General features: G+C 65.8%; 19 protein-coding genes and 1 tRNA gene. 6 read left to right on the top strand and 14 right to left on the bottom strand.

The genetic code is table 11. The annotated features are described in order from the left end of the window. Positions 1 to 5: 5 nt before the first annotated feature. Both LY632_RS14090 and LY632_RS14085 read right to left on the bottom strand, forming a co-directional pair. A complete protein-coding gene (locus LY632_RS14090) occupies positions 6 to 977 on the bottom strand; it encodes an SDR family NAD(P)-dependent oxidoreductase (RefSeq protein ID WP_234091745.1) in 972 nt (323 codons plus the stop codon). A gap of 23 nt (positions 978 to 1,000) precedes the next feature. Next, positions 1,001 to 1,522 (bottom strand): GNAT family N-acetyltransferase, encoded by a 522-nt coding sequence (locus LY632_RS14085; protein WP_234091744.1) that lies wholly within the window; start codon positions 1,520 to 1,522, stop codon positions 1,001 to 1,003. A gap of 52 nt (positions 1,523 to 1,574) precedes the next feature. On the opposite strand from LY632_RS14085, the gene LY632_RS14080 reads away from it, so the two are divergent. After that, entirely contained in the window at positions 1,575 to 2,639 is a 1,065-nt protein-coding gene (locus tag LY632_RS14080) for an isoaspartyl peptidase/L-asparaginase family protein (protein WP_234091743.1), read from the top strand. Positions 2,640 to 2,657: 18 nt separating this feature from the next. Here the strand turns inward: LY632_RS14080 and LY632_RS14075 are convergent, their stop codons facing one another. The 9 genes from LY632_RS14075 to LY632_RS14035 form a co-directional block, all read right to left on the bottom strand. Further along, positions 2,658 to 3,530: a fatty acid desaturase gene (locus tag LY632_RS14075; RefSeq protein ID WP_234091742.1), complete on the bottom strand. Its 873-nt coding sequence runs from the start codon at positions 3,528 to 3,530 to the stop codon at positions 2,658 to 2,660. Further along, a complete protein-coding gene (locus LY632_RS14070) occupies positions 3,527 to 4,438 on the bottom strand; it encodes a fatty acid desaturase family protein (RefSeq protein WP_234091741.1) in 912 nt (303 codons plus the stop codon). The genes LY632_RS14075 and LY632_RS14070 overlap by 4 nt, the downstream gene beginning before the upstream one ends. Before the next feature lie 69 nt (positions 4,439 to 4,507). Further along, on the bottom strand, positions 4,508 to 5,395 hold the full coding sequence (locus tag LY632_RS14065) for an RDD family protein (RefSeq protein WP_234091740.1): 888 nt from the start codon (positions 5,393 to 5,395) through the stop codon (positions 4,508 to 4,510). Beyond that, the gene (locus LY632_RS14060) at positions 5,392 to 6,456 is read right to left on the bottom strand and encodes a stage II sporulation protein M (protein WP_234091739.1); all 1,065 of its coding nucleotides are present in this window, start codon (positions 6,454 to 6,456) and stop codon (positions 5,392 to 5,394) included. Before LY632_RS14060 ends, LY632_RS14065 begins: the two co-directional genes overlap by 4 nt. Beyond that, positions 6,453 to 7,784 carry a DUF58 domain-containing protein gene (locus tag LY632_RS14055; protein ID WP_234091738.1) on the bottom strand — a complete coding sequence of 444 codons (1,332 nt, stop codon included), beginning with the start codon at positions 7,782 to 7,784 and terminating at the stop codon, positions 6,453 to 6,455. Before LY632_RS14055 ends, LY632_RS14060 begins: the two co-directional genes overlap by 4 nt. Positions 7,785 to 7,790: 6 nt before the next feature. Further along, positions 7,791 to 8,762, bottom strand: a complete 972-nt coding sequence (locus LY632_RS14050) for a MoxR family ATPase (protein WP_234091737.1) — start codon at positions 8,760 to 8,762, stop codon at positions 7,791 to 7,793. After that, positions 8,759 to 10,069: a DUF4350 domain-containing protein gene (locus LY632_RS14045; protein ID WP_234091736.1), complete on the bottom strand. Its 1,311-nt coding sequence runs from the start codon at positions 10,067 to 10,069 to the stop codon at positions 8,759 to 8,761. Before LY632_RS14045 ends, LY632_RS14050 begins: the two co-directional genes overlap by 4 nt. Further along, positions 10,069 to 10,701: a hypothetical protein gene (locus LY632_RS14040; protein WP_234091735.1), complete on the bottom strand. Its 633-nt coding sequence runs from the start codon at positions 10,699 to 10,701 to the stop codon at positions 10,069 to 10,071. The genes LY632_RS14045 and LY632_RS14040 overlap by 1 nt, the downstream gene beginning before the upstream one ends. A gap of 57 nt (positions 10,702 to 10,758) precedes the next feature. Further along, positions 10,759 to 11,652, bottom strand: a complete 894-nt coding sequence (locus tag LY632_RS14035; RefSeq protein WP_234091734.1) for a prephenate dehydratase — start codon at positions 11,650 to 11,652, stop codon at positions 10,759 to 10,761. Positions 11,653 to 11,830: 178 nt separating this feature from the next. Between LY632_RS14035 and LY632_RS14030 the strand changes: the two genes are divergently transcribed. Beyond that, on the top strand, positions 11,831 to 12,496 hold the full coding sequence (locus LY632_RS14030) for a cytochrome c family protein (RefSeq protein ID WP_234091733.1): 666 nt from the start codon (positions 11,831 to 11,833) through the stop codon (positions 12,494 to 12,496). A 21-nt stretch (positions 12,497 to 12,517) separates the two neighbouring features. On the opposite strand, the gene LY632_RS14025 is transcribed toward LY632_RS14030, so the two are convergent. Further along, positions 12,518 to 13,180: an RlmE family RNA methyltransferase gene (locus LY632_RS14025; RefSeq protein WP_234091732.1), complete on the bottom strand. Its 663-nt coding sequence runs from the start codon at positions 13,178 to 13,180 to the stop codon at positions 12,518 to 12,520. Beyond that, complete coding sequence (locus LY632_RS14020) at positions 13,177 to 14,427, bottom strand: Ppx/GppA phosphatase family protein (protein WP_234091731.1); 1,251 nt, start codon at positions 14,425 to 14,427, stop codon at positions 13,177 to 13,179. The genes LY632_RS14025 and LY632_RS14020 overlap by 4 nt, the downstream gene beginning before the upstream one ends. A 198-nt stretch (positions 14,428 to 14,625) precedes the next feature. Between LY632_RS14020 and LY632_RS14015 the strand changes: the two genes are divergently transcribed. Beyond that, positions 14,626 to 14,699: transfer RNA gene (locus LY632_RS14015), tRNA-Gln, on the top strand. Positions 14,700 to 14,730: 31 nt separating this feature from the next. Here LY632_RS14015 and LY632_RS14010 read toward each other — a convergent pair. Further along, positions 14,731 to 15,606: a LysR family transcriptional regulator gene (locus LY632_RS14010; RefSeq protein ID WP_234091730.1), complete on the bottom strand. Its 876-nt coding sequence runs from the start codon at positions 15,604 to 15,606 to the stop codon at positions 14,731 to 14,733. A 106-nt stretch (positions 15,607 to 15,712) separates the two neighbouring features. On the opposite strand from LY632_RS14010, the gene LY632_RS14005 reads away from it, so the two are divergent. The 3 genes from LY632_RS14005 to LY632_RS13995 all read left to right on the top strand — a co-directional run bounded on the left by LY632_RS14005 (position 15,713) and on the right by LY632_RS13995 (position 20,330). Beyond that, positions 15,713 to 17,272 carry a proton-conducting transporter membrane subunit gene (locus tag LY632_RS14005; protein ID WP_234091729.1) on the top strand — a complete coding sequence of 520 codons (1,560 nt, stop codon included), beginning with the start codon at positions 15,713 to 15,715 and terminating at the stop codon, positions 17,270 to 17,272. Between the two features lie 20 nt (positions 17,273 to 17,292). After that, positions 17,293 to 19,665: a YbcC family protein gene (locus tag LY632_RS14000; protein ID WP_234091728.1), complete on the top strand. Its 2,373-nt coding sequence runs from the start codon at positions 17,293 to 17,295 to the stop codon at positions 19,663 to 19,665. 110 nt (positions 19,666 to 19,775) lie between these two features. After that, complete coding sequence (locus LY632_RS13995; protein ID WP_234091727.1) at positions 19,776 to 20,330, top strand: PepSY domain-containing protein; 555 nt, start codon at positions 19,776 to 19,778, stop codon at positions 20,328 to 20,330. The last annotated feature ends 53 nt before the right edge of the window (positions 20,331 to 20,383 follow it).

Here is a 20,383-nt window from a genome sequence, read left to right as displayed (position 1 = left end):
AAGAATCAAGCGCTGAAGCGCGTCCCCGTCAGCTCTTCCGACAAGCTCCACAACGCATCCGCCGTGGCCGGATCGAGCGCGTAGCTGCGCACGCCTTCGGTGGGGTTCTCGTCATCGACCTTGGCCACATGGCAATCCTCGCAATAGACCCCGCCACGCCCTTGCAGCTCCGGATCGGTCGCGGCGAAGCAGGTGGTGGCGGCACCTTGCGGGATGGTCTTGAAGGCGGCGAGCATTTCCTCGTCGCTGCGCGCCTTCATCCGGCTGCGCATGAAAGCGCGGTCCTCCTCGGTCATGTGGCGACCGAGATTGGTCTGGATGCCGCCGGGGTGCACCGCCACCGCAGTGATGCCCTTGTCCCCGAAGCGCTGCTGCAGGCCGACGGTGAACAGCACATTGGCGGTCTTCGATTGTCCGTAGCTGAGCCAGCTGTTGTAATCCCGGTTCCTGAAATTCGGATCGTCCAGATGGACCCGGTCCATGAAATGCGCGCGGCTGGACAGATTGACGATGCGGGTATCGCTGCCGGCTGCGGCAGCCTTCTCGACCAGCGGCATCAGTTCTTTGGTGAGCACGAAATGGCCGAGGTGATTGGTCCCGAACTGCATTTCGAACCCATCGGCGGTTTCGCCGTGCGGGCAGGCCATCACGCCAGCGTTGTTGATGAGCAGGTCGATCCGGTCGAACCGGCTGCGCGCTTCCTCGCCGCAGGCCCGCACCGAGGCGAGCGAGGCGAGGTCGCAGGTGATCGCGTCGACCTGTGCGCCCGGGACCGTTTCCCGCAGTTCCTGCGCAGCGGCCTCGGCCTTCCCGGCATCGCGCCCGGCGATGATGACATGCGCTCCCCTGGCCGCCATGGCGCGGGCGGTTTCCCGGCCCAGCCCCGAATAGCCGCCGGTGACGAAGGCGGTCCTGCCGCGCAGGTCCTTGTCCGCTAGCACCTCGTCGGCGGTGGTCTGTGCTCCGAAGCTGCCCATCGTCTCTCTCCCTTGTGGTGGCCTCAATCGAGCCTCAGCTCGTAGAGGTATTCCTCGTCGCGGTGGTCGCCGACCCAGAAGTCGATGTCGGCCACCTTGGCAAAACCGTAACGCTGGTAAAATCGCTGGCCGCCGAAATTCTCGGCCCAGACCGACAGCTGGATCGCATCATGGCCCCGGCTGCGCGCCTCGGCAATGGCCCATTCCATCAGTGCCGCGCCGATCCCCTGGCCCGTGCAATCGGGCTGGGTGTAGAGCTGGCCCAGCGCGATGGGGTTGCTGACTCCGGTCGGGGAATCCCCGGCGTACCAGCTGGGATAGCGCAGCTTGACATAGCCGAGCAGGCGGGTGCCATCGTCAGCGAAGCAGTGGGTGCATTCCTCCCCTTCGATTTCGCCCCGTACGGCCTCCTCGGAAAAGACCATCTCCAGGAAAGCGTTGAGGTTCGCTTCCGAATAGAGGTGCCCGAAGGCGGCGACAAAACTTTCGCGGCCGAGCTTGGCGAGGGCCGGCACATCGGCGGCAGTGGCAGGGCGCAGGATCATGGCGCAGGGCCATACATTGCCCTCTGGCGGCAACGCAATCGCGTGCTATGCCATGGCCATGCAAACGCTGACGACCCTCATCACCGGCCTTGCGGGTCTTGCGCTCGCCAGCCTCGCCACCACCGCTTCGGCGCAGGAGGAAGACGATCCGATGGAACCGCGCTGGTCCTTCGCCATCCACGGCGGCGCTGGTACGCTGACCCGTAGCGACATGACGCCCGAACAGGACGCGGCCTTCCGCGCCGCCTTGCAGGAAGCGCTCGATGCCGGGTCGGAAATCCTCGGGAACGGAGGCACCGCGATGGACGCGGTGACGGCGGCGATCGTGATCATGGAGGACAATCCTCGCTTCAACGCCGGCAAGGGTGCGGTCTTCACCTGGGAGGGGACCAATGAACTCGACGCCGCGGTGATGGACGGGCGCACCCGCGCCGCCGGGGCGGTGACCGGGGTCAAGACGGTCAAGAACCCGATCCTGCTCGCGCTGGAAGTAATGAAGGATGGTCGGCATGTGTTCCTCAGCGGCGCAGGGGCAGAAGAGTTCGCCGGGGAGCATGGTCTCGAACTGGTCGATCCCAGCTATTTCGCCACGGAATGGCGCCGCATGTCGCTGGAGCGGATGAAGGTGGAGAAGATTTCCGCGCTCGATGTCGATATCAAGTTCGGCACGGTCGGCGCTGTGGCGCTCGACCTCGAAGGCAATGTCGCGGCAGGTACCTCCACCGGTGGCATGACCGGCAAGCGCTGGGGCCGGATCGGCGATGCCCCGATCATCGGCGCGGGCACCTATGCCGACAATCGCGATTGCGCGGTCTCCGCCACCGGCGACGGCGAGTATTTCATCCGCGCCGGCGTTGCTCGCTCGATCTGTCTCGGCCTGCGCTTCGCCTGGGAGAGCACCAGAAAAGCCTCGGGCGAACCGCTCTCGGCCGACGAGGTGCAGGCGGTGGCCGATGCGGTGATGGCCGATGTCGAGGTTCTCGGCGGCACCGGCGGGGTCATCGTGGTCTCGCCCTTCGGCCCGGCGGTGTTCAGCTTCAACACCGAAGGCATGTACCGCGGCCGCGCGACCAGCGAGGGCACCAACGAAGTGGCGATCTACGACGACGAGAAATAGCGGTCGCCAAAGTCGGCACTACATCCCCAGCTTGACCCCGCGTGCTTCAAGGATGGGGCGCATTTCCCAATAGGCCGGCTTGGTCTTCAACAGCGGGATATAGGGGTGCAGGTGGTGCACCACGTGGTAGCCCATCCACATCGACAGAGGATCGCCCAGCACGGATTTCCAGCTCTTGGTGTCGCGATACTTGCCTTGGCTCATGCCGGGGCTGTGCGGAGCCCAGCTGAGGAAGAAGATGATGTAGGTCATCGCCAGCTGGTAAGGCAGCCAGATCAGCAGCAAGGCTTCGATCGCCAGCCCGTTCCACGCCAGCGTGAACAGGGCGATGAAGAAACCGAGCTTGTAGAGCGCGGTCAGCTTCACGAGGTCCTCGCGCCCTGCGCGTTCGAGGCTGGCGCGATAGTCCTGCGCCCGCTTGCCATGGGGCTGGCGCTGGAGGATCGATTCCCAGACCGCGGCAAAGGCGTTGGGCGCATGGGTCGTGATGTCGCTGTCGAGATGCTCGTCATTGGTGTGGCGATGGTGATCGAGATGGGTGACCCTGAGCGTGTTGAACGGCAGCACCAGCAGCCAGCTGGTCCAGTGGCCGAGGAATTCGTTGAGCCCGCGCCACCTGGTGCCCGGCCGCCCGATGATGTCATGCTGGGCATCGTGGTTGGGGGCATAGGTGAACATCAGCAGCACGGTCGAGGCGAGGAAGCCCGCCCATAGCGGCCAGAGGCCCATGATCGTCACGATGAAATTCGCCACCCAGACCGGGGGAATGGCGAGGCCCCAGATGACCGTCTCCCACGGCACCTTGCCGGCGTATTTGCGCGCGATGTCCCGCTCGAGCCGGGTCAGCTCGGCGCTCGACAATTGCGTGAGGTCGGCAGGATGCGTGTTCATACCGCGGCGGGCACTTCATCCGGGCGGGTCGCCTTGCGCAGCACTTCGCCAAAGCCGTGGGCGATGCAGTCATGCCCTTCGTAATAGCCACGCTCTGCCAGCGTCCGGTGCAGTGCGGGCAGGCGATAGGGCGGCACGGCGGCGAAGATGTGGTGTTCCAGGTGGTAGTTCACATTGCAGGGGCTGATGAACAGCCGTTCCCACCAGCGCGGGATGGTGGTGCCGGTGTTGAGCCGCGCATCGAGCACGTCGCGATCGGGCACCACGCCATGCTCCGAAATCTGCCGCAATCGGTGGATCGCCGGATAGACGAACAGCCGCGCCGCCCAGAACAGCAGATAGGCCCAAGGCGCGCCCAGCGCGGTGAGCGTTCCGACCAGCAGCAGGTGGAACACCAGCGTCGGCCCGTTGGCAGCGAAGGTAAATCCGTTCACTTCACGCATCAGGTCTCGAAAGCCGGTCCGCCCGGTCAGGTCGCGGGTGAATTTGCGTTTCAGCGAGCTGCGGGTGATCGGGTAGTTCTTGACCATCCACTTGTCCGGATCGTCGGGCGTTCCGGCGAAACGGTGATGTTCGAGGTGATAGCGGCGATAGGCTTCCAGCGGCACATGCCCCGCTGCCCCGACAATCCAGCGGCCGACGAACTGATTGAGCCACGGGGTCCTGAAGAACGCGCCATGGGCGCAGTCGTGGGTCAGCACGCCCCAGGCCTGGATCCGCCCGCCCAGGAGCAGGATCGCAAGCACGATGGTCAGAGGGTTGGGCCAAAGGATCGCCAAGGCGAATGCACCGGCGAATAGCGCCACCTGCACCGCCAGCGTGGCAAAAGCGCGCAGGTCCGATTTCTCGGAGAATGCGGCGATTTCCGCGCGGCTCAGGTAATCGTAGATCTGCGGTGCTTGTTTCATGACACGAACCTTTTCGATCCAAGCATACGCCAATGCGGCGCGGCTCGCAAACAGGTTGCAAGGCAGGACCTACGCGTCGTCGAACTTGTCCCGCTTGCGTTTGCCGAAGCGCATCTCGCCTTCGAGCCGGGCCCGCAGCGCCCGGTAGAAGGCTTCGAGGAATTCGCGTTCGTGCCCGGCGCCGCCTTCCCAGCCGATCTTGCGCAGGATGGCCTGCTGCACGGTCGCCATCGCGTTCGGGTCTCCGCGTCGCAGCACGTCCTCCAGCGTCTTGAGCTCGTGTTCGCCATAGATCGACAGCTCGGCTTCGTCGAAGCGGTATTGCGGCAGGGCGGCATCCGCCTGGTCGACCGACATGGCTTCTGCCAGCTGCACCCGTGGCGCCTCCAGCACCCAGGTGCCGGCGATCAAATCGCCTGCGCGCAATGCATCGCGGTTGAAGAAGGGGAACAGCATGAAGACGAGGAACCAGAGCGCCCCGGCAAAGCCGCCCGCACCGCTCTCGCCGCTACCGGCAATGCTGAGAAAGGACAGCGGCAGGAAAATCTCGATCTGGCGCAACAGGTTGCGCGCCACCACCGCTTCAGGGGTCAGCCGCCCGCCGTCGCGCGATGCCACCCGGATCTTGAGAATGCGCTTGCCCGGTGTCGCCCCGCGCGGCCCCATCTCGAAAAACATGAAATAGCCGTTCCAGATGACGAAGAAGGTCAGCAGGGCCACGACCATCACGAACTCGCCCACCTCCGAGGTCGTCTTCTTCAGCCCCTCGAAACTGCCGACGATATACCAGGCCGCATAGGACAGCAGGATCATCAGCAGGATCATCGCAGTGTAATCGATCACCAGCGCCACAAGGCGTGACCCGCGCGAGGCGATGGTGATGGGCAGGGCTATTCCCTCGGGCGTGACCAGTTCGCGCCGGCGCCTGGTCGGCGGTGCGGAGAGGGCCGCGCTCATGCCGCTTCCTTGCGTCGCCAGTCACGGCCTGAAAGGGAGAAATAGAACAACCACACGAAGGCCATGGCAACGCCGATGATGGTCCGCATCTGGCTCCCGGCCAGCTGGCGCGGGAACGCCTCCAGCACGGCGGCGAAGATCAGCATGATGACCACGCCCACCATCACCACGCCTGCACGCCGTCCGGCAGTGGCGGTCGCCTGCAAGATGCTGCGCCGACCCGGGAAGGCCATGTGCCGCCCGACGTGCAGCCCTGCCGCTCCAGCCAGCAGGATCGCCGAAAGCTCGGTCGTCCCGTGAACTGCCAGCCACGCGAGAAAATCGGGCATCAGCCCGACCGAGTTGTAGAGCCACAACATTGCGCCGAGCAGCGCCATGTTGTGCACCAGCAGCATCAGGCTCGGCACGCCGAAGGCAAAGCCCAACGCGAAGACGAGGATCGAGACGCTGGCGTTGTTGTAGAACAGGTAGGCGGCGAACTGCGACAGGCCGCCAGTTTCGCTTTCGATCTTGAGCGTTTCCGCTAGCGCTTCGCGGCTCGCTCCCGGGGCGCGGACGCCGCCCATCTGCACCGGGACCAGCGCGTAGTACCAGTCCTGGTTACGCGCGACGAGCACCCAGCCTGCCACCGTTCCGGCGATCATGGCGGCCAGCGCGATGCAGATGTCGAGCCAGACTTCGCGCACGGCTCGGGCCCACCCCCCGGTCAGGAACTGCCGCAACCAGGCGATGAAGCCCCGGCGCGGGCCGTAGACCTGGTACCAGGCACGCAGCACCAGCCCTTCGAGATAGGTCAGCGTCGCCTTGTCGAGCGAGGTCTCGCGCGCCACGGCGAGGCTGGAGGCGGCGGTGCGATAGAGCGCGGGCAGCTCGGCAATATCCGCGTCCGCGATCGAGCGCAGGCGCCCCTTCTCCAGCCGGGTGACGATAGCCTCCAGCCGCCGCCAGTCGCCTTCGCGTTCCAGCCGGAAGCGGTCGGAGCGCAGCGCCGCGGCCTCGATATCGGGCGGCGCGGCCACGTCCTTGTTACCGAACAGGCCGAGGATACCTGGCCCTCTCATCCGGCGATCACTTCGCTGCGACGGATGCGGAGGTACCGGTCGATCACCGCGAAGCCGAGTTTGTCATGGGACGCTTCGATAATATCGACGCCCATGTGCCGCAGCCGCTCGAGGACCAGCTGGCGTTGCTGCGAGAGGCTTTGCGCGGTGACCGCACCGGCGATGGCGCCGATGCTGTCGGGCGCGGCATTCTTGAGCGCTTCCAGCTCGGCATCCTCGAAAGTGACGAAGACCACGACATGCTTGTTCACCAGCCGGGCAATGCTTTCGATCATCATCTCCGCGCTCGTCGGGTCGGTGAACTCGGAAAACAGGACGATCAGCGAGCGTCGGCGCAACCGGGCCGAAAGTGTGGCGAGGCCGAGGGTGAAGTTGGGCTCCTCGGCACGGTAATCGAGCGCGGCGGCGGCTTCCTGCAAGCGCGGGAACAGGCGCGTTTCGCTGATGAAGGGCGTCATCACTTCGGGCCGGCGGGCAAAGCCGAACAGCATCGCCCGATCCGAACCCTTGAGCGCGACATAGGCGGCGGTCAGCCCGGCGGTGACGGCGCGGTCGATCCGGGGCACGCCATCCAGCGGCTCGCACATGGCCTTGCCGCAGTCGAAGGCGAAGACGATCTGGTTGTTGCGTTCGCTCTCGTTCTCGCGGGCGAGCAGCTTCGAATGGCGGGCGCTCGATTTCCAGTCGATCCGGCGGCGGTCCATGCCCGCGTCATACTCGGTCAGCGATTCGAACTGCGTGCCGTGGCCGCGCTGGCGGCGGGCAATCATGCCGATCTCGGTATCGCGCAGGTAGGCCTCGAGCGTTTTGGACCGGATCGGAGCAAGGTCGGGCCAGATACGCACTTCGCTGTCCAGCGGTGCGCTGATCTGCCGCGCACCCAGCCCGAGCGGCCCTTGCCAATTGAGCCACAGGCGCTCGATTGCACCAGTCCCGCGCCGGGTGGGGGCGAGCTTGGCTTCGCCCTGCCAATCCGATCCCGGGGCGCGTTTCAGCTCGGCGGTTGCGACGCCGCCCGGGGCAAGCCGTGGATCACATTGCCATGCGACATCGACCCTGCGCGGCACGCCGGTGCCGAATTCGGCGAGGACGGTCAGCGCAAAGGGCTCGCCCACTTCGACATCGGTCGGAGCAAGACTTCGCCATTCCACCAGCCGACCCGCTAGCAAACCGTCCACCAGTACCGCCAGTAGCAGCGCCGCCCCCGCGACCGGTGTGACGAGCCAGGCCTGCGGGGCCAGCACCGCCACCAGCAGTGCTGCCGGGGCGGCGAGAGCCGCCAGCCAGGCCGCACGCGCGGTGGGGACAAGAGGGAAGCGCTTGAGCATCCGGGCCTAGCGCGGCGCCTCGGTCCCTGTGACCAGTTCGTCGACAATGCTCTCGACCGCGCGCCCCTCGATCTCGGCGGCGGCGGTCAACGTCAGCCGGTGACGCAGCACGGCCGTGGCGAGCAGCTTGATGTCGTCCGGCACGACATAATCGCGCCCCTCCAGCGCGGCGCGGGCGCGGGCGGCATTGGCCAGCAGAACGGCGGCACGAGGGCTTGCTCCGGTCGAAAGATCGGCATGCTCGCGCGTCGCCCGCACCAGCCGCACGACATAGTCGATGTTATCAGGTGCCAGCGTCACGGTCTTGACCGCGCCGATGGCCTGGCCCAGCGCCGCGGCATCGCCGACCGGGGCGATCCCGAACTTCTCCGGCTTGACCGGCCCCTGCTCGACCGAGAAGCGGGCGACGATCTTCGCTTCCTCGGCCTCGTCGGGATAGGGCACCAGCAGCTTGAACAGGAAGCGGTCGAGCTGCGCCTCGGGCAGGGGATAGACCCCCTGGTTCTCGATCGGGTTCTGCGTCGCGACGACCATGAACCGGTCGGGCAGGGCATGGGTTTCGCCATCGAGCGTCACCCGCCGTTCCTGCATCGCTTCCAGCAGCGCCGCCTGCGTCTTGGGCGGGGTGCGGTTGATCTCGTCGCCCAGCAGCAGCTCGGTGAAAATGGGGCCGCGCGTCAGCGTGAAGGTGCTGGTCTGGAAGTTGAACAGATTGGAGCCGAGGATATCGCCCGGCAACAGGTCCGGGGTGAACTGGATGCGTCCGAAATCGAGCCCGGTGGCGCGGGCGAAGCATTGCGCAAGGAAGGTCTTGGCCGTGCCCGGGGGACCTTCCAGCAGGACATGCCCTTCGCTCATCAGCGCGATCAGCAGGTGATCGACCAGCGCATCCTGCCCGACAATGGCCTTGGCCACTTCGGCGCGGACACCGTCGGCCAGCCGGCGCAGGGCCTCGAGAGCCACGGGAGAATCTGTCATCGGGTGATGGTCCTTTCGAGCGAATGGAGCGCGCGCGCGGCGCGGATGATGTCGTTGGTGCGGCGGGCGCTTTCCAGCGCGGCGAGGCGCGGGGCCACGGGCTCGAGCCCGCGCCGTGCCAGCGCCACGTCGAGCAGCTCGCGGCCCCCGCCCTTGAGGCCGAGCTTGCCGGCGATGCGGGTTTCCACCAGCGCGGCATAGGGACGGGTCAGCAGGTGCATCCGCCCCGTGCGCTGGATCACGCCGCCGCCGTTCTCGACCAGTTGCGCCTTCCCGAAGGCAAAGGCGAAGTCTTCGGCGAGCGGCGGGCCGAAGCGGCGAAAGGCGCGCCAGCCGACCAGCAGCAACGCCACCAGCAGGCACAGCGTCGCGGCGAGGAACGGCGGCTCGAAGGCCAGGCTCAGCAGATTGCGGGACTGGCCCAGGCCGTTGGTGGTGAGGTCGAACACGATTGGCAGATTCTGCCCGCCGCTGGCGCTCTCGAAGATTTCCAGCGCGGCGCGGGCGCGGGCGGCATCGGCCATGCCCCAATTGTTGAGCAGATCGGGCTCCGCCACCACGGTCACGCGCCAGGCTTCGCGTTCCGCTGCGCGCCAGCGTTCGAAACCGATATTCTCGTCAATGTACGAGGGGTCCTGCGCGCTATCGGCCGACCCTCTCCCGCGCTCGAACAATGCGGCCAGCACCCGCCCGCGCGATGTGACCAGTGGCTGCGATCCGAGCGAGGCGTTGTTGTCGAGATACTGGACCGCCGTGCTGGCGGGAAGCTCGCCGGTACTCCCGCCTGCGGTTTGCCAGACCCGGCGCTCGGCCTTCTTGCTCTCGGTCAGCCTGGTCTCGATGGTCTTGTCATTGATCGCCAGATCCCAGAAGTCCGCTCCGGCTCCGCCCAGCACGACCCAGCCGGGCTTGGCCTTCTCGTCGTCGGTCGGGGCCGTGAACCATTTGGGCAGGATCACCAGTGTCGGGCCAAAGGCGCGGCGCTTCTCGATCAGTTCGGCCAGATCCTCGGCATTGGTCCATTGCGGCGGTGTCAGCACCAGCAGAGCCGGCTCGTCGAGCATCGCTTCGCTGCGAGAGGTGCTGACCTGGTACCCTTCCTCCTCCAGTAACCGCACCAAGGCGGCATAGCCGGTCAGTCCCTTCGCGGCGGCATGGGCCTGCCCGTTGTTCTCGCTGCCGCCCATCCGGTCGGTGCCGATGAAATAGAGCAGGGCGAGGAACGCCAGTGTGCCGACCAGCACCAAGGCCAGCACGCTGCGCTTGGAGAAAGCGGCGGGCCGCGCGTGAAAGGCTGCCGAGGCCATCAGCGCAGCCGCTCAAGCGCGAAATCGGCATAGGCCCCGCGGGCCTGTTGCCAGTCGTCGCGCCCGAGTTCCTGCAAGGCGAAGATGTTGCGCTCGACCGCAGTGGCAATCACCCCGAATGCGGCCCGCGCCTTGTCGGGCAGGCTTGGCTGGCCGGCAAGCTCGCGCGCGGTGCTGCTCGGCGCGACCATGTCGGGGCGGGCAATGGCGATCTGGCCGACGCTGCGATTGAGCAGCAGGTGCACGGCTGCGCCATAATCACCCGCTTCTGCCAGTCGGTCGGCATCTTCCAGCAGCGCCAGCGTCTCGGCCCGATCGGGTTGCCAGCCAAGGTCGTCCCCGGCATCGCTGCCGGGCCGGAGGAAGTAGGGGGAGAGCAATTGCCATAGCAGGTAGGCGACAAACAGCACCGCCATCGCCAACAGGGCCCATTTGAGCACTGGCCAGGCCTCGACCAGCGCCCGACCGACCGGGCCAAAGATCGACTCGAGCCATTCCTGCAGGTCCTTGATCCATGCGGGCGGCTCGGGCGGCGGCCTGGGTGGAATGGGTTCGAACTGGATATCGGCATCGGCACGAATATCGCGCCAGCTGCTGTCAGCCCGTTCCAGATTGCCCCGACCCGTTGTCACAGAGGGGTTGGTGGCATGGCGGCCAGCGCCACGCAACCCGCGATTTGGCCGCCGGGCCTATCCCCTCGGGCGCGCCATGCGGTATGAACCCAGCATTCGCAGTTCGGTGCAATGGAACGCCAGTTCCTCCAGCGCCCGATCGACTGCCGCATCCCCGGGTGCGCCCACGATATCGGCATAGAAAGTGCTGGCCGAAAAACTGGCGCCCTGCTGGTAGCTTTCCAGCTTGGTCATGTTGACGCCGTTGGTCGCGAAGCCGCCCATCGCCTTGTAAAGCGCGGCGGGAATATTCTTCACCGTAAAGACAAAGGTGGTCATGGCAGGCGTGCCGGCAAGGCTCGCGGGATCGATCGGGTCGCGGGCCAGCACGACGAAACGCGTCATGTTGTCATGCGCGTCCTCGACATTGTGTTCGACGATATCGAGGCCGTAGAGTTCGGCTGCCAGGGCCGGAGCAATTGCCGCCAATTTCGGATCACCGCGCTCGGCGACATGCGCCGCCGCGCCTGCCGTATCGGCGAAACTCAGCGGCACCAACCCGCGCTCACGCAGGTAAATGCGCGACTGGCCCAGTGCCTGCGGATGCGAAAATGCGGCTTCGAAGGGACCCTGGCCCAGCCCCATCAGCGCATGCTCGATCCGCAGGAAATGTTCGTCGACGATCTTCAGCCCGCTGTCCGGCAGCAGGAAGTGGATATCCGCCACGCGCCCGTTCTGGCTGTTCTCGATCGGGATCATGGCGCAAGCGGCGATGCCGGTCTGGACCGCCTCGATCGCATCTTCGAAGCTGAAGCAGGGCAGCGGCAGCATCTCGGGCGCATATTCGCGCGCGGCGCGGTGCGAATTGGCGCCCGGCGCCCCTTGCAGGGCAATCGTGCGCGCCGGATCGGCCGCAGCAGCAGCACGCATCTGCTCGACCATGGCGAGCGCAGGAGCGGGAAAACTCAGCATTGCCGGGCGCGGGTAGCGAGGGCAAGTTTGCACGGCAAGCACTTCCGCTTGCCGCCTTTGCAAGGCTCGCCGCTCCGACGCGCGCAGGACGCGCCGCTTGGCCCTTGCGAAAAGGCACCGGGCTGACTAGAGCGCCCCCCAAACTCAACACCCACGAAAGCGCGCGGATTCTCATCGCATGACCGACAATCGCAACACCATCTTCGGCTGGATCCTGTTTTCGGGCATCGTCGCCCTCGGCCTCTCGATCCTGAGCGGCAAGTATTTCCACGCCGACAAGGCCGAGCACTTGGAAGAGGGCAAGGCCGGCTTCTTCATCGCCGGCGGCGAAGAGGAAAGCGGTGGCGCGGCTGAAATGACCATGGCCGAAGCGGTCAACATGGCAGGCGTCGATGCCGCTGCGGGCGAGAAGGTCTTCGCAAAGTGCAGCGCGTGCCACACCATCGAGCAGGGCGGCGCCAATGGCATCGGACCCAACCTGTGGGGCGTGATGGGCCAGCCGATCGGCAAGCACGTGCCGGGCTTCGCCTATTCGGCGGCCCTTTCCGGCAAGGGCGGCATTTGGGATTGGGACACCATGAACGAGTGGCTCAAGAGCCCGGCGGCTTTTGCCAAGGGCACCAAGATGAGCTTCGCCGGTCTTTCCAAGATCGAAGATCGTGCGGCCGTGGCGCTCTATATGAACTCGATGGGTTCGAACCTGCCGGTCCCCACCTTCGTGGCTGACGCCGCGGAGAGCGCTGAGGGCGGCGAGGGTGATGCTGCTACGCCCGGTGAAATCCCGGCAGGCGATGCGGCGCAAGCGCCCGCGGGCGAGACTCCGGTCGAGGCCGTCGTCGAATAACCCCGCAGCCAAGGGGCGCAGCTAGCGCCCCTTGAACCCCTGAGCGACAACATACCACTCCGACGAGCCCTTGCGGCTCGCCGGGGGTTTGGCGTGTTTGACGGTCTTGAAGTGCCTCTTCAGCAGCGCCAGCAGGTCGGCATCGGTCCCGCCCGCCAGCACCTTGGCGAGGAACGTCCCGCCTTCTTCCAGCGTCTCGATGGCGAAATGCGCCGCAGTTTCGACCAGCCCCATGGTGCGCAAATGGTCGGTCTGCTTGTGACCGACTGTGTTGGCGGCCATGTCGCTCATGACGAAATCGGGCCGCCCGTCGAGCGCGCCCTCGAGCGCCGCAGGGGCTTCATCGGCCATGAAGTCCATCTGGAAGATAGTGACACCTTCGATCGGTTCGACCTCCAGCAGATCGATGCCGACGACCGCCGCCTTGGGCCGCTTCTTGCGAACGACCTGGCTCCAGCCGCCCGGCGCAATGCCGAGGTCGACCACCCTGTGCGCGCCCTTCAGCAACCCGAACTTCTCGTCGAGTTCGATTAACTTGTAGGCCGCGCGGCTGCGGTACCCTTCGGCCTTGGCCTGCTTGACATAAGGGTCGTTGAGCTGCCTCTCCAGCCAGCGGTTCGATGACGCTGTCCGGCCCCGCGCGGTCTTGACCCGCTTGCCCGGATCCCTGGTACCTCTGGTCATGCGGTGCGCTCATAGGCGAGGTTCTGGTCCGCCGCCATCAGGCTGCGCAGGATACCCTCGCGGATGCCGCGGTCCGCGACACCCAGCTTCTGCGCCGGCCAGATGTCGAGGATCGCTTCAAGGATTGCGCAACCCGCCACGACCAGCTCGGCCCGGTCATTGCCGATGCAGGGCAGGGTGCAGCGTTCTTCCACGCTCATACCGGAAAGCCGGGTCGAAATGTCGCGCATCGAGGCGGACGGCACGATCAGACCGTCGACCGCGCGCCGATCATATTGCGGCAGTTCCAGATGCAGGCTTGCGAGAGTCGTGACAGTGCCGCTGGTGCCCAGCAGGCGGATATCGGGTTGCCGGGCCGCCTCGGCCACGCGCTCGGCGAAGGGGGCAAAACTTTCCCCCACCACGCGGCGCATTTCCGAGTAGCGCGCGATCCGGGCTTCTTCGCCGCGAGCCCTGCGCGGTACCATGTCGCTGAGCGAAACGACCCCCCATGGCACGCTTTGCCAGTCGAGGATCCGCGGGACAGCACGTCCGTCTGGTTCGATCAGCACCAGCTCGGTCGAGCCGCCACCAATATCGAAGATGACCGCGCGCCCGTCACCTTGCTCCAGCAGGATATGGCAACCGAGGACAGCCAGCCGCGCCTCTTCCTGCGCGGTGATGATGTCCAGGACGATCCCGGTTTCCTCGCGCACGCGGGCGATGAACTCGGCGCCATTTTCTGCTCGGCGGCAGGCCTCGGTCGCGACCGAGCGGGCAAGCCATACATTGCGCCGCTGAAGCTTTTCCGAGCAGATCTTGAGCGCGCCCAGCGCGCGGTCCATCGCCTCGTCGGACAGTCGGCCACTGTGCGCCAGCCCTTCACCCAGTTTCACGACCCGGCTGAAAGCGTCGATCACCGTAAAGTTCTCGCCCGTGGGGCGTGCGATCAGCAGGCGGCAGTTGTTGGTGCCTAGGTCGAGTGCGGCGTAGGCCTGCCGATGGTGCGGGCCTGACCGTTGCGGGCGCTGTTGGGGGACGCGTTGATGCGGAGCCCTGGATGCGTTCTGCTGGCCACCGTGGCCGATGGCCCGCGCACGGCCTCCCCTGCCGGCATCGCGAGCAGCGTCGCGGGCGGAGCGGCGTTCCTTGTTTTTGGCATCGGGCGGCGGGGAACTCTTGTAGCGAAAATCGGCTACCTTGCCGGACCTTTTGTTCCCCTTGCGGCCTGCCCCCTTATTCCTGTCCGGCGGAGAAACATCCGCCATAGTTTCCACTGTCTCTTTCTTCCTCTCGCGCCGGATGGACGCGAGGACTTGCCGACAGAATTAGTGCAGACCGGCCTTCTGGGCAAGGGGGTGGGCCCGATAGCACCTTCAGCGGCCTTGACGAGGCGCAAGGGGGAAACTAGATGCGCGGCCTTCCCAGCAGGTCCGGGCCGATTCCAAGCCCGCTGCTGCGCGTGATGCCCCGTCGTCTAATGGTAAGACTACGGACTCTGACTCCGTCTATTGAGGTTCGAATCCTCACGGGGCATCCAATTCCCCTCAGTATCCCCCCAGGTCCAGCGGTCACGCCGTGGTCGCAAACAAGCCATCGAGCAGCGGATTGGGAAATCGCCGGTCGACCGTGACGCCGTAGAAGGTCTCGCTGATGTCGGGCAGGCGCGCGCTTTCGATCAGCACGCCGCTCGACAGTTCATCGCGCACCACGATCGGCGGCAGGACCGCAAGGCCCGCACCTTCGCGGGCGAGCAGGCGCAACATCGCCATGTCATCGACCTCGGCGGCAATCTGGACCGAAATCCCCAACCGGTTGATCAGCAGGTCGATCCCCGAGCGCAACGCCGAGGCAGTCACGGGCAGGATGAGCGGGGCTTCCTGAAGGCGCTCGACCAATGATCCGTGTGGCGGGCACAAGGCCGGAACACCGATCAGACTGATCGGCTGTTCATCGAGGCGACGCGTGCGAAAGACCGTCAGTGCGTCATGCGGTGGCGGCTGGTTGGTCAGAACCACATCCAGCTGAAGCGCCGCGAGCGCGCTGTAGAGTTCGCCCGCGCTGCCCGACCGGACGATGATCTCTACATCGGCCCGGCCCAGCAAGGGGCGGAGGAAAGCGAGCTGGAAATTGCGCGAGAGCGTAGCCAGCGATCCGACCCGCAATCCGCGGCGATGGTGCGTGCCATGGCTAAGCGTCGCCAGCAGCTCCTGTCCGGTCGCAAAGATGGAATCGGCATAGTCCAGCGTCACCCGCCCTTCCTCTGTAAGCACGAGCACCCGTCCGCGCCGCTCGAACAGCGCATGCCCCAACCGGTCTTCCAGTTGGCGGATCTGGGTCGAGACGGCCGACTGCGAAACGTTGAGCCGCTGCGCCGCCCGCGTCAGATTTCCCTCGTGCGCAACGGTGTGGAAATAGCGCAGGTGATGGAAATTCAGCTCGGCCATATCGTTCTATAATATAGAACGATAATCCAAGAACAATGAATTTTTTGCAAGTCTCATCCGCAGCTATCGGGCCGGCAACACGCTCGATGTCGCAGGATCCGCAACCATGTCTGCAAATTTGATTTCCCTCGCAGCGCCTTTGGTGATGGCAATGGTGGCACTGATTGCTGTCGCCAGCCCGGGCCGCCGACCGATCCAGCTGCTTCGTGCGGCGGAGGCCGGGTCCCTGCTGGCTCTCGCTGCCGCTCTTGTGGCGACGATCCGCCTCGCCATGGAGGGTTCTTGGACCGGCGTGCTGGCCGACTTCGGCGACATCAGACTTGCGCTCCGTTTCGACACGGTCAGTTCGGTCATGCTGCTGCTGGTGACATTCATTGGCTGGGTCGTGCTTCGCTACGCAGCGAGCTATCTCGACGGCGAGGATCGGCAAGGCGCGTTCGTCGGCTGGATGGCGGCGACTCTCGCTGCTGTCATGCTGCTGGTCCAGGCAGGCGACCTCATCCTGTTCGCGCTGGCCTGGGTGTGCACCAGCCTGTTCCTGCACCGGCTCTTGCTGTTCTATCGGGAGCGGCCGGCGGCCCAGCGCGCCGCGCGCAAGAAATTCATTGTCGCACGTGTCGGCGATGCTGCGCTGGTCGGGGCTGCCATCCTGCTGGCCGTCGCCTATGGCACGAGTGACATCGCTGCAATGCTTGGCGCGGCGCGCGACGGCTCCGGCGGCGGCTGGGCAGCTGGCGCAGCGGCGCTGCTGGCGGTGGCGGCCGTATTGAAGTCCGCCCAGTTCCCTGCCCATGGCTGGTTGACCGAAGTCATGGAGACCCCGACCCCGGTTTCCGCCCTGCTCCATGCCGGGGTGATCAATGGAGGCGGCTTCCTGCTGGTTCGCTTTGCCGACGTCATGCTGCTCGCCCCGGGCGTGCTGGCGGTGCTGGTGTTCGTCGGCGGCTTTACCGCCCTGCTCGGCGGACTGGCGATGCTCGGCCAGTCGGCGGTCAAGAACTCGCTCGCCTGGTCGACCATCGCCCAGATGGGCTTCATGATCCTGCAGTGCGGGCTGGCGCTGTTCCCGCTCGCCTTGCTGCATATCGTTGCGCACTCGCTGTACAAGGCGCATGCCTTCCTTGCCTCGGGCACGGCCGTCGAAGTGGTTGCATCCATCCGTCGCCCCGGTCCGATCGCGATCCCCGATGGCAAGGCGGTGGCGCTTTCCTTCGCCCTCGCTTTGGGCATCTACGCAGTGATCGGCGCGCTGTTCGGTCTCTCGGACAAGTCGCCGCAAGCCATTGCGCTCGGGGCGATGCTGATCTTCGGCGTGGCCTACATGCTGGCCCAGGGTCTGGCCGACCGCGCGCCCCGCGAGTTGACCCGCCGCACCGCGATCTACGCCGTTGCGACCTCGCTGGCCTATTTCATGCTTCAGCGCGGCACCGAATGGCTGACCGCCGGGGTGCTGCCGGAAACCCCTGCGCCCGGCCCGCTGGAATGGTGGCTCATCGCGCTCGCGGTTGTGAGCTTCGCGATTGTCGCGGTGGCGCAGGCGTTGTTCCCGCTGTGGGCGACTCATCCGGCCGCCGTGGGCCTGCGGGTCCACCTGTCCAACGGGCTTTATGCCAACGCCATGTTCGACCGCCTGATCGCCAACTGGTCGATCCGGCACAACTCCTGATCCGGGAAGGCAAAATGGTCATGACCCACCAAGACGCGTCCACGCACTTCGCCCTCTCGCCGCTAGCACTGGCTGTCGATGCCGCCATCCGCCTGATCCCGCCGAGCTGGCCGCTCGCCTCGTCGGTCGCGGTCAATCCCTTTCTTGGCCAAACCGGTGACACGCTGGCCCAGACCGGCAGTCGCCTCGCCCGGGCCGGCGGGATCGCCGTAACCATGCCGCGCCAGTGGTATGCGGACCAGATCGCCGCTGGGACTATTGCCGACAGGCACTTGCAAGCGGCGCTCGAAGCTTCTTCCCACGCCGGCAAGCCCGCCAGCATCGCCCGGCTTCGTGAAGCTGTGCTGCAGGATGGTGCCTCGCTCTCGCCCCCGGTCACCATCGCCACCCTGGCAGCGGAAGCGAGCGGCATCGACTGGCCCGCGATCATCGCCGACCGTTTCGGCACCTGGGCGGCCGGCTATTTCGATCGCGGACAGGCCTTGTGGCCGGTCCTGCGCGGACGCTCTGCCTGGGCCGCCTGGCGAAGCTTTGCGACCCACGATCTCGCGCCCGAAATCCTTGGGCTCAAGGGCTTCGCCCGGCGCGTGGCCGAGGCGCCGCAGGATCCTCTGGCTGCCATCGAGCAGGCCGTCACCATGCTCGGCATCGAACCGGAGGAGGTTGAAATCTATTTCCACACGCTGCTGCTCTCGCTCGGCGGCTGGGCCCAGTTCGCCCGCTACGAATTGTGGCAGGCGGAACTGGCCGGAAAACATGACGCGACTTTGTCTGACCTGCTGGCAGTCCGGTTGCAGTGGGAAGTCGCGCTGCTCGAGCAATACGATCCCGGCCTCGCCGGACCCTGGGCAGCGGCCAGGAAGCGGCTCAGGCAACCCCATGAGACCGATCCGGAACTGGTGATCGACGAGATTCTGCAGGAGGCTGCCGAGCGGTCGGCGCAGGAACGCCTGGCCGCGACATTGGCGCAAGGGCCAGCGGCGCCGTCGGAAGGCCGCCCAAGCCTGCAGGCTGCGTTCTGTATCGATGTCCGTTCCGAGGTGTTCCGCCGGGCTCTGGAGGCTCTCGACCCTTCGATCCGCACGATCGGTTTCGCGGGGTTCTTCGGCCTTGCAACCGAACACCGCGGCTTTGCTTCCGACGAGAAGGAGCGCCGCCTGCCGGTCCTCCTCAACCCGCGTGTGACGTCCAGCACCGCCGACCCGGCGCTGGAGGCACAGGACCTCGCCGCACGCTACAGGGCGCGCGCGAAGCGGGCATGGGGCCGGTTCAAGCTGGCGGCCGTCTCTTCCTTCGCTTTCGTCGAGGCAACCGGTCCGGTCTATCTCGGCAAGCTGGTGCGCGACGCTCTGGGGCTCAACGCAAACAAGGTGCCTGGAGGTCCGACCCCGCGGTTCGACCCTTCGCTGCCATTGGATGCGCGCATCGATGCTGCTGCGACCGTGTTGCGGGCCATGTCGCTGACCAGCGGCTTTGCTCCGGTTGTGGTGCTGGCAGGGCATGGCGCCAATGTCGTCAACAACCCGCATGCGAGCGGGCTGCACTGCGGAGCTTGCGGAGGCTATTCGGGCGAAGTCAACGCACGCTTGCTGGCTGGGTTGCTCAACGATCCGGCAGTGCGCGCCGGAATTGCCGAGCGCGGGATCGCCATTCCAGCAGATACCGTGTTCGTTGCCGCCCTGCACGATACCACCACCGACCGGGTTACGCTGTACGATAGCGATGGCGTGACAGGCCTTGAGGAGGTCCGCCGCTGGCTCGATGAGGCAGGCCGACAGTGCCGGATGGAGCGGGCGCTGCGCCTGCCGCGGGCAACATCGGCCGACGACATCCCCGCTCGTTCGGTCAACTGGGCGGAGGTCCGGCCGGAATGGGCGCTGGCCGGGTGCCAGGCCTTCGTCGCAGCGCCGCGCCATCGCACCAGCGGTCGCTCGCTTGCTGGCAAGGCCTTCCTCCACGATTACGACTGGCGCAAGGACGAGGCCCACAGCTTCGAGGTGCTCGAACTGATCCTGATCGCACCTGTGGTGGTCGCGAGCTGGATCAGCCTGCAATACTATGGATCCTGCGTCGCGCCGGCGGCCTTCGGGTCGGGCAACAAGCTGCTCCACAATGTGGTCGGCGGCATCGGCGTGGTCGAAGGCAATGGCGGCAATCTGCGCGCCGGACTGGCCTGGCAATCGGTCCATGATGGTGAGAGTTTTGCCCACGAGCCCCTCCGGCTGACGGTCTGCGTGGAGGCTCCGACGGAAGCGATGAGCGCGATCCTCGCCCGCCACCCGCAGGTCAGGGCGCTGTTCGACAACCGCTGGCTGCACCTTGTGGCGTTGGACGGGGAAGGTCGCATGGCACAGCGCTATAGCGGCGATCTCGCCTGGGAGGCCTTCGCCTGAAGGGATACTGCGACTGGCCGAAACACTTTGGCGATTGACTTGGGCGGGTTGTGGCGGCAACGGCTTATTGCAATTGATTATCAATTGTATTTGAAAGCCAGGAAAATCCTATGAGCAAGGCCAAGACCCGCAATTTCCTCGTCAAATGCCACTTGTGGGCGGCGGGACTATTGGCTCCGCTGTTTATCCTCGTCGCCTATACCGGCGCGGCGTATCTGCTCGATTTCAAGGGCGAGGTGAAGGAAACCGCGCTGGCGCTGCCGGCCGGGACCACACTTGATCCCGAAAGCCCGACGATCGAGAACGATGTGCGCCGGATCCTCGCCGCCAATAAGCTCGATATCCAGTTCGACTACCTGCGGATGGGTGGCGATTCGATTACCACCCGCCCGACCAGCCGCGATTTCGTGAGCTTCCAGCAGGAGGACGGCGAATGGACCGCCAAGCTCAACCAGCCCGACCTGCAGTACGCGCTGATCGAACTGCACAAGGGCCACGGTCCCGCGCTTTACCGATACTACCAGATCTTGGCGGCAGTGGTGCTGTTCCTGGTGGTGCTGGGCGGCCTGATCGTCGGCTGGATGGCGCCTGGTTATCGCCGCGCGACCAGCATCGGGCTGGGCGTCGGCACGGTCACCTTCGGACTGCTTGCCTTCGTTTTGTAGTGGGCTTTCCGTGAGTCTTGCTCCGGTCACGGCTTGCGCCTAGTTGCTGGCCC

The sequence above is a fragment of the Erythrobacter sp. SDW2 genome (genome assembly GCF_021431965.1).
Lineage (GTDB): Bacteria > Pseudomonadota > Alphaproteobacteria > Sphingomonadales > Sphingomonadaceae > Parerythrobacter.
Note: the sequence above shows the minus strand (reverse complement) of the source record. Positions and strands in the feature narration are given on the sequence as shown.

Bases quoted from the DNA above. Each gene is read 5' to 3' on its own strand.
- LY632_RS14090 (WP_234091745.1), bottom strand. From the start codon at position 977: ATGGGCAGCTTCGGAGCACAGACCACCGCCGACGAGGTGCTAGCGGAC.
- LY632_RS14085 (WP_234091744.1), bottom strand. From the start codon at position 1,522: ATGATCCTGCGCCCTGCCACTGCCGCCGATGTGCCGGCCCTCGCCAAG.
- LY632_RS14080 (WP_234091743.1), top strand. From the start codon at position 1,575: ATGGCCATGCAAACGCTGACGACCCTCATCACCGGCCTTGCGGGTCTT.
- LY632_RS14075 (WP_234091742.1), bottom strand. From the start codon at position 3,530: ATGAACACGCATCCTGCCGACCTCACGCAATTGTCGAGCGCCGAGCTG.
- LY632_RS14070 (WP_234091741.1), bottom strand. From the start codon at position 4,438: ATGAAACAAGCACCGCAGATCTACGATTACCTGAGCCGCGCGGAAATC.
- LY632_RS14065 (WP_234091740.1), bottom strand. From the start codon at position 5,395: ATGAGCGCGGCCCTCTCCGCACCGCCGACCAGGCGCCGGCGCGAACTG.
- LY632_RS14060 (WP_234091739.1), bottom strand. From the start codon at position 6,456: ATGAGAGGGCCAGGTATCCTCGGCCTGTTCGGTAACAAGGACGTGGCC.
- LY632_RS14055 (WP_234091738.1), bottom strand. From the start codon at position 7,784: ATGCTCAAGCGCTTCCCTCTTGTCCCCACCGCGCGTGCGGCCTGGCTG.
- LY632_RS14050 (WP_234091737.1), bottom strand. From the start codon at position 8,762: ATGACAGATTCTCCCGTGGCTCTCGAGGCCCTGCGCCGGCTGGCCGAC.
- LY632_RS14045 (WP_234091736.1), bottom strand. From the start codon at position 10,069: ATGGCCTCGGCAGCCTTTCACGCGCGGCCCGCCGCTTTCTCCAAGCGC.
- LY632_RS14035 (WP_234091734.1), bottom strand. From the start codon at position 11,652: ATGCTGAGTTTTCCCGCTCCTGCGCTCGCCATGGTCGAGCAGATGCGT.
- LY632_RS14030 (WP_234091733.1), top strand. From the start codon at position 11,831: ATGACCGACAATCGCAACACCATCTTCGGCTGGATCCTGTTTTCGGGC.
- LY632_RS14025 (WP_234091732.1), bottom strand. From the start codon at position 13,180: ATGACCAGAGGTACCAGGGATCCGGGCAAGCGGGTCAAGACCGCGCGG.
- LY632_RS14020 (WP_234091731.1), bottom strand. From the start codon at position 14,427: ATGGCGGATGTTTCTCCGCCGGACAGGAATAAGGGGGCAGGCCGCAAG.
- LY632_RS14010 (WP_234091730.1), bottom strand. From the start codon at position 15,606: ATGGCCGAGCTGAATTTCCATCACCTGCGCTATTTCCACACCGTTGCG.
- LY632_RS14005 (WP_234091729.1), top strand. From the start codon at position 15,713: ATGTCTGCAAATTTGATTTCCCTCGCAGCGCCTTTGGTGATGGCAATG.
- LY632_RS14000 (WP_234091728.1), top strand. From the start codon at position 17,293: ATGACCCACCAAGACGCGTCCACGCACTTCGCCCTCTCGCCGCTAGCA.
- LY632_RS13995 (WP_234091727.1), top strand. From the start codon at position 19,776: ATGAGCAAGGCCAAGACCCGCAATTTCCTCGTCAAATGCCACTTGTGG.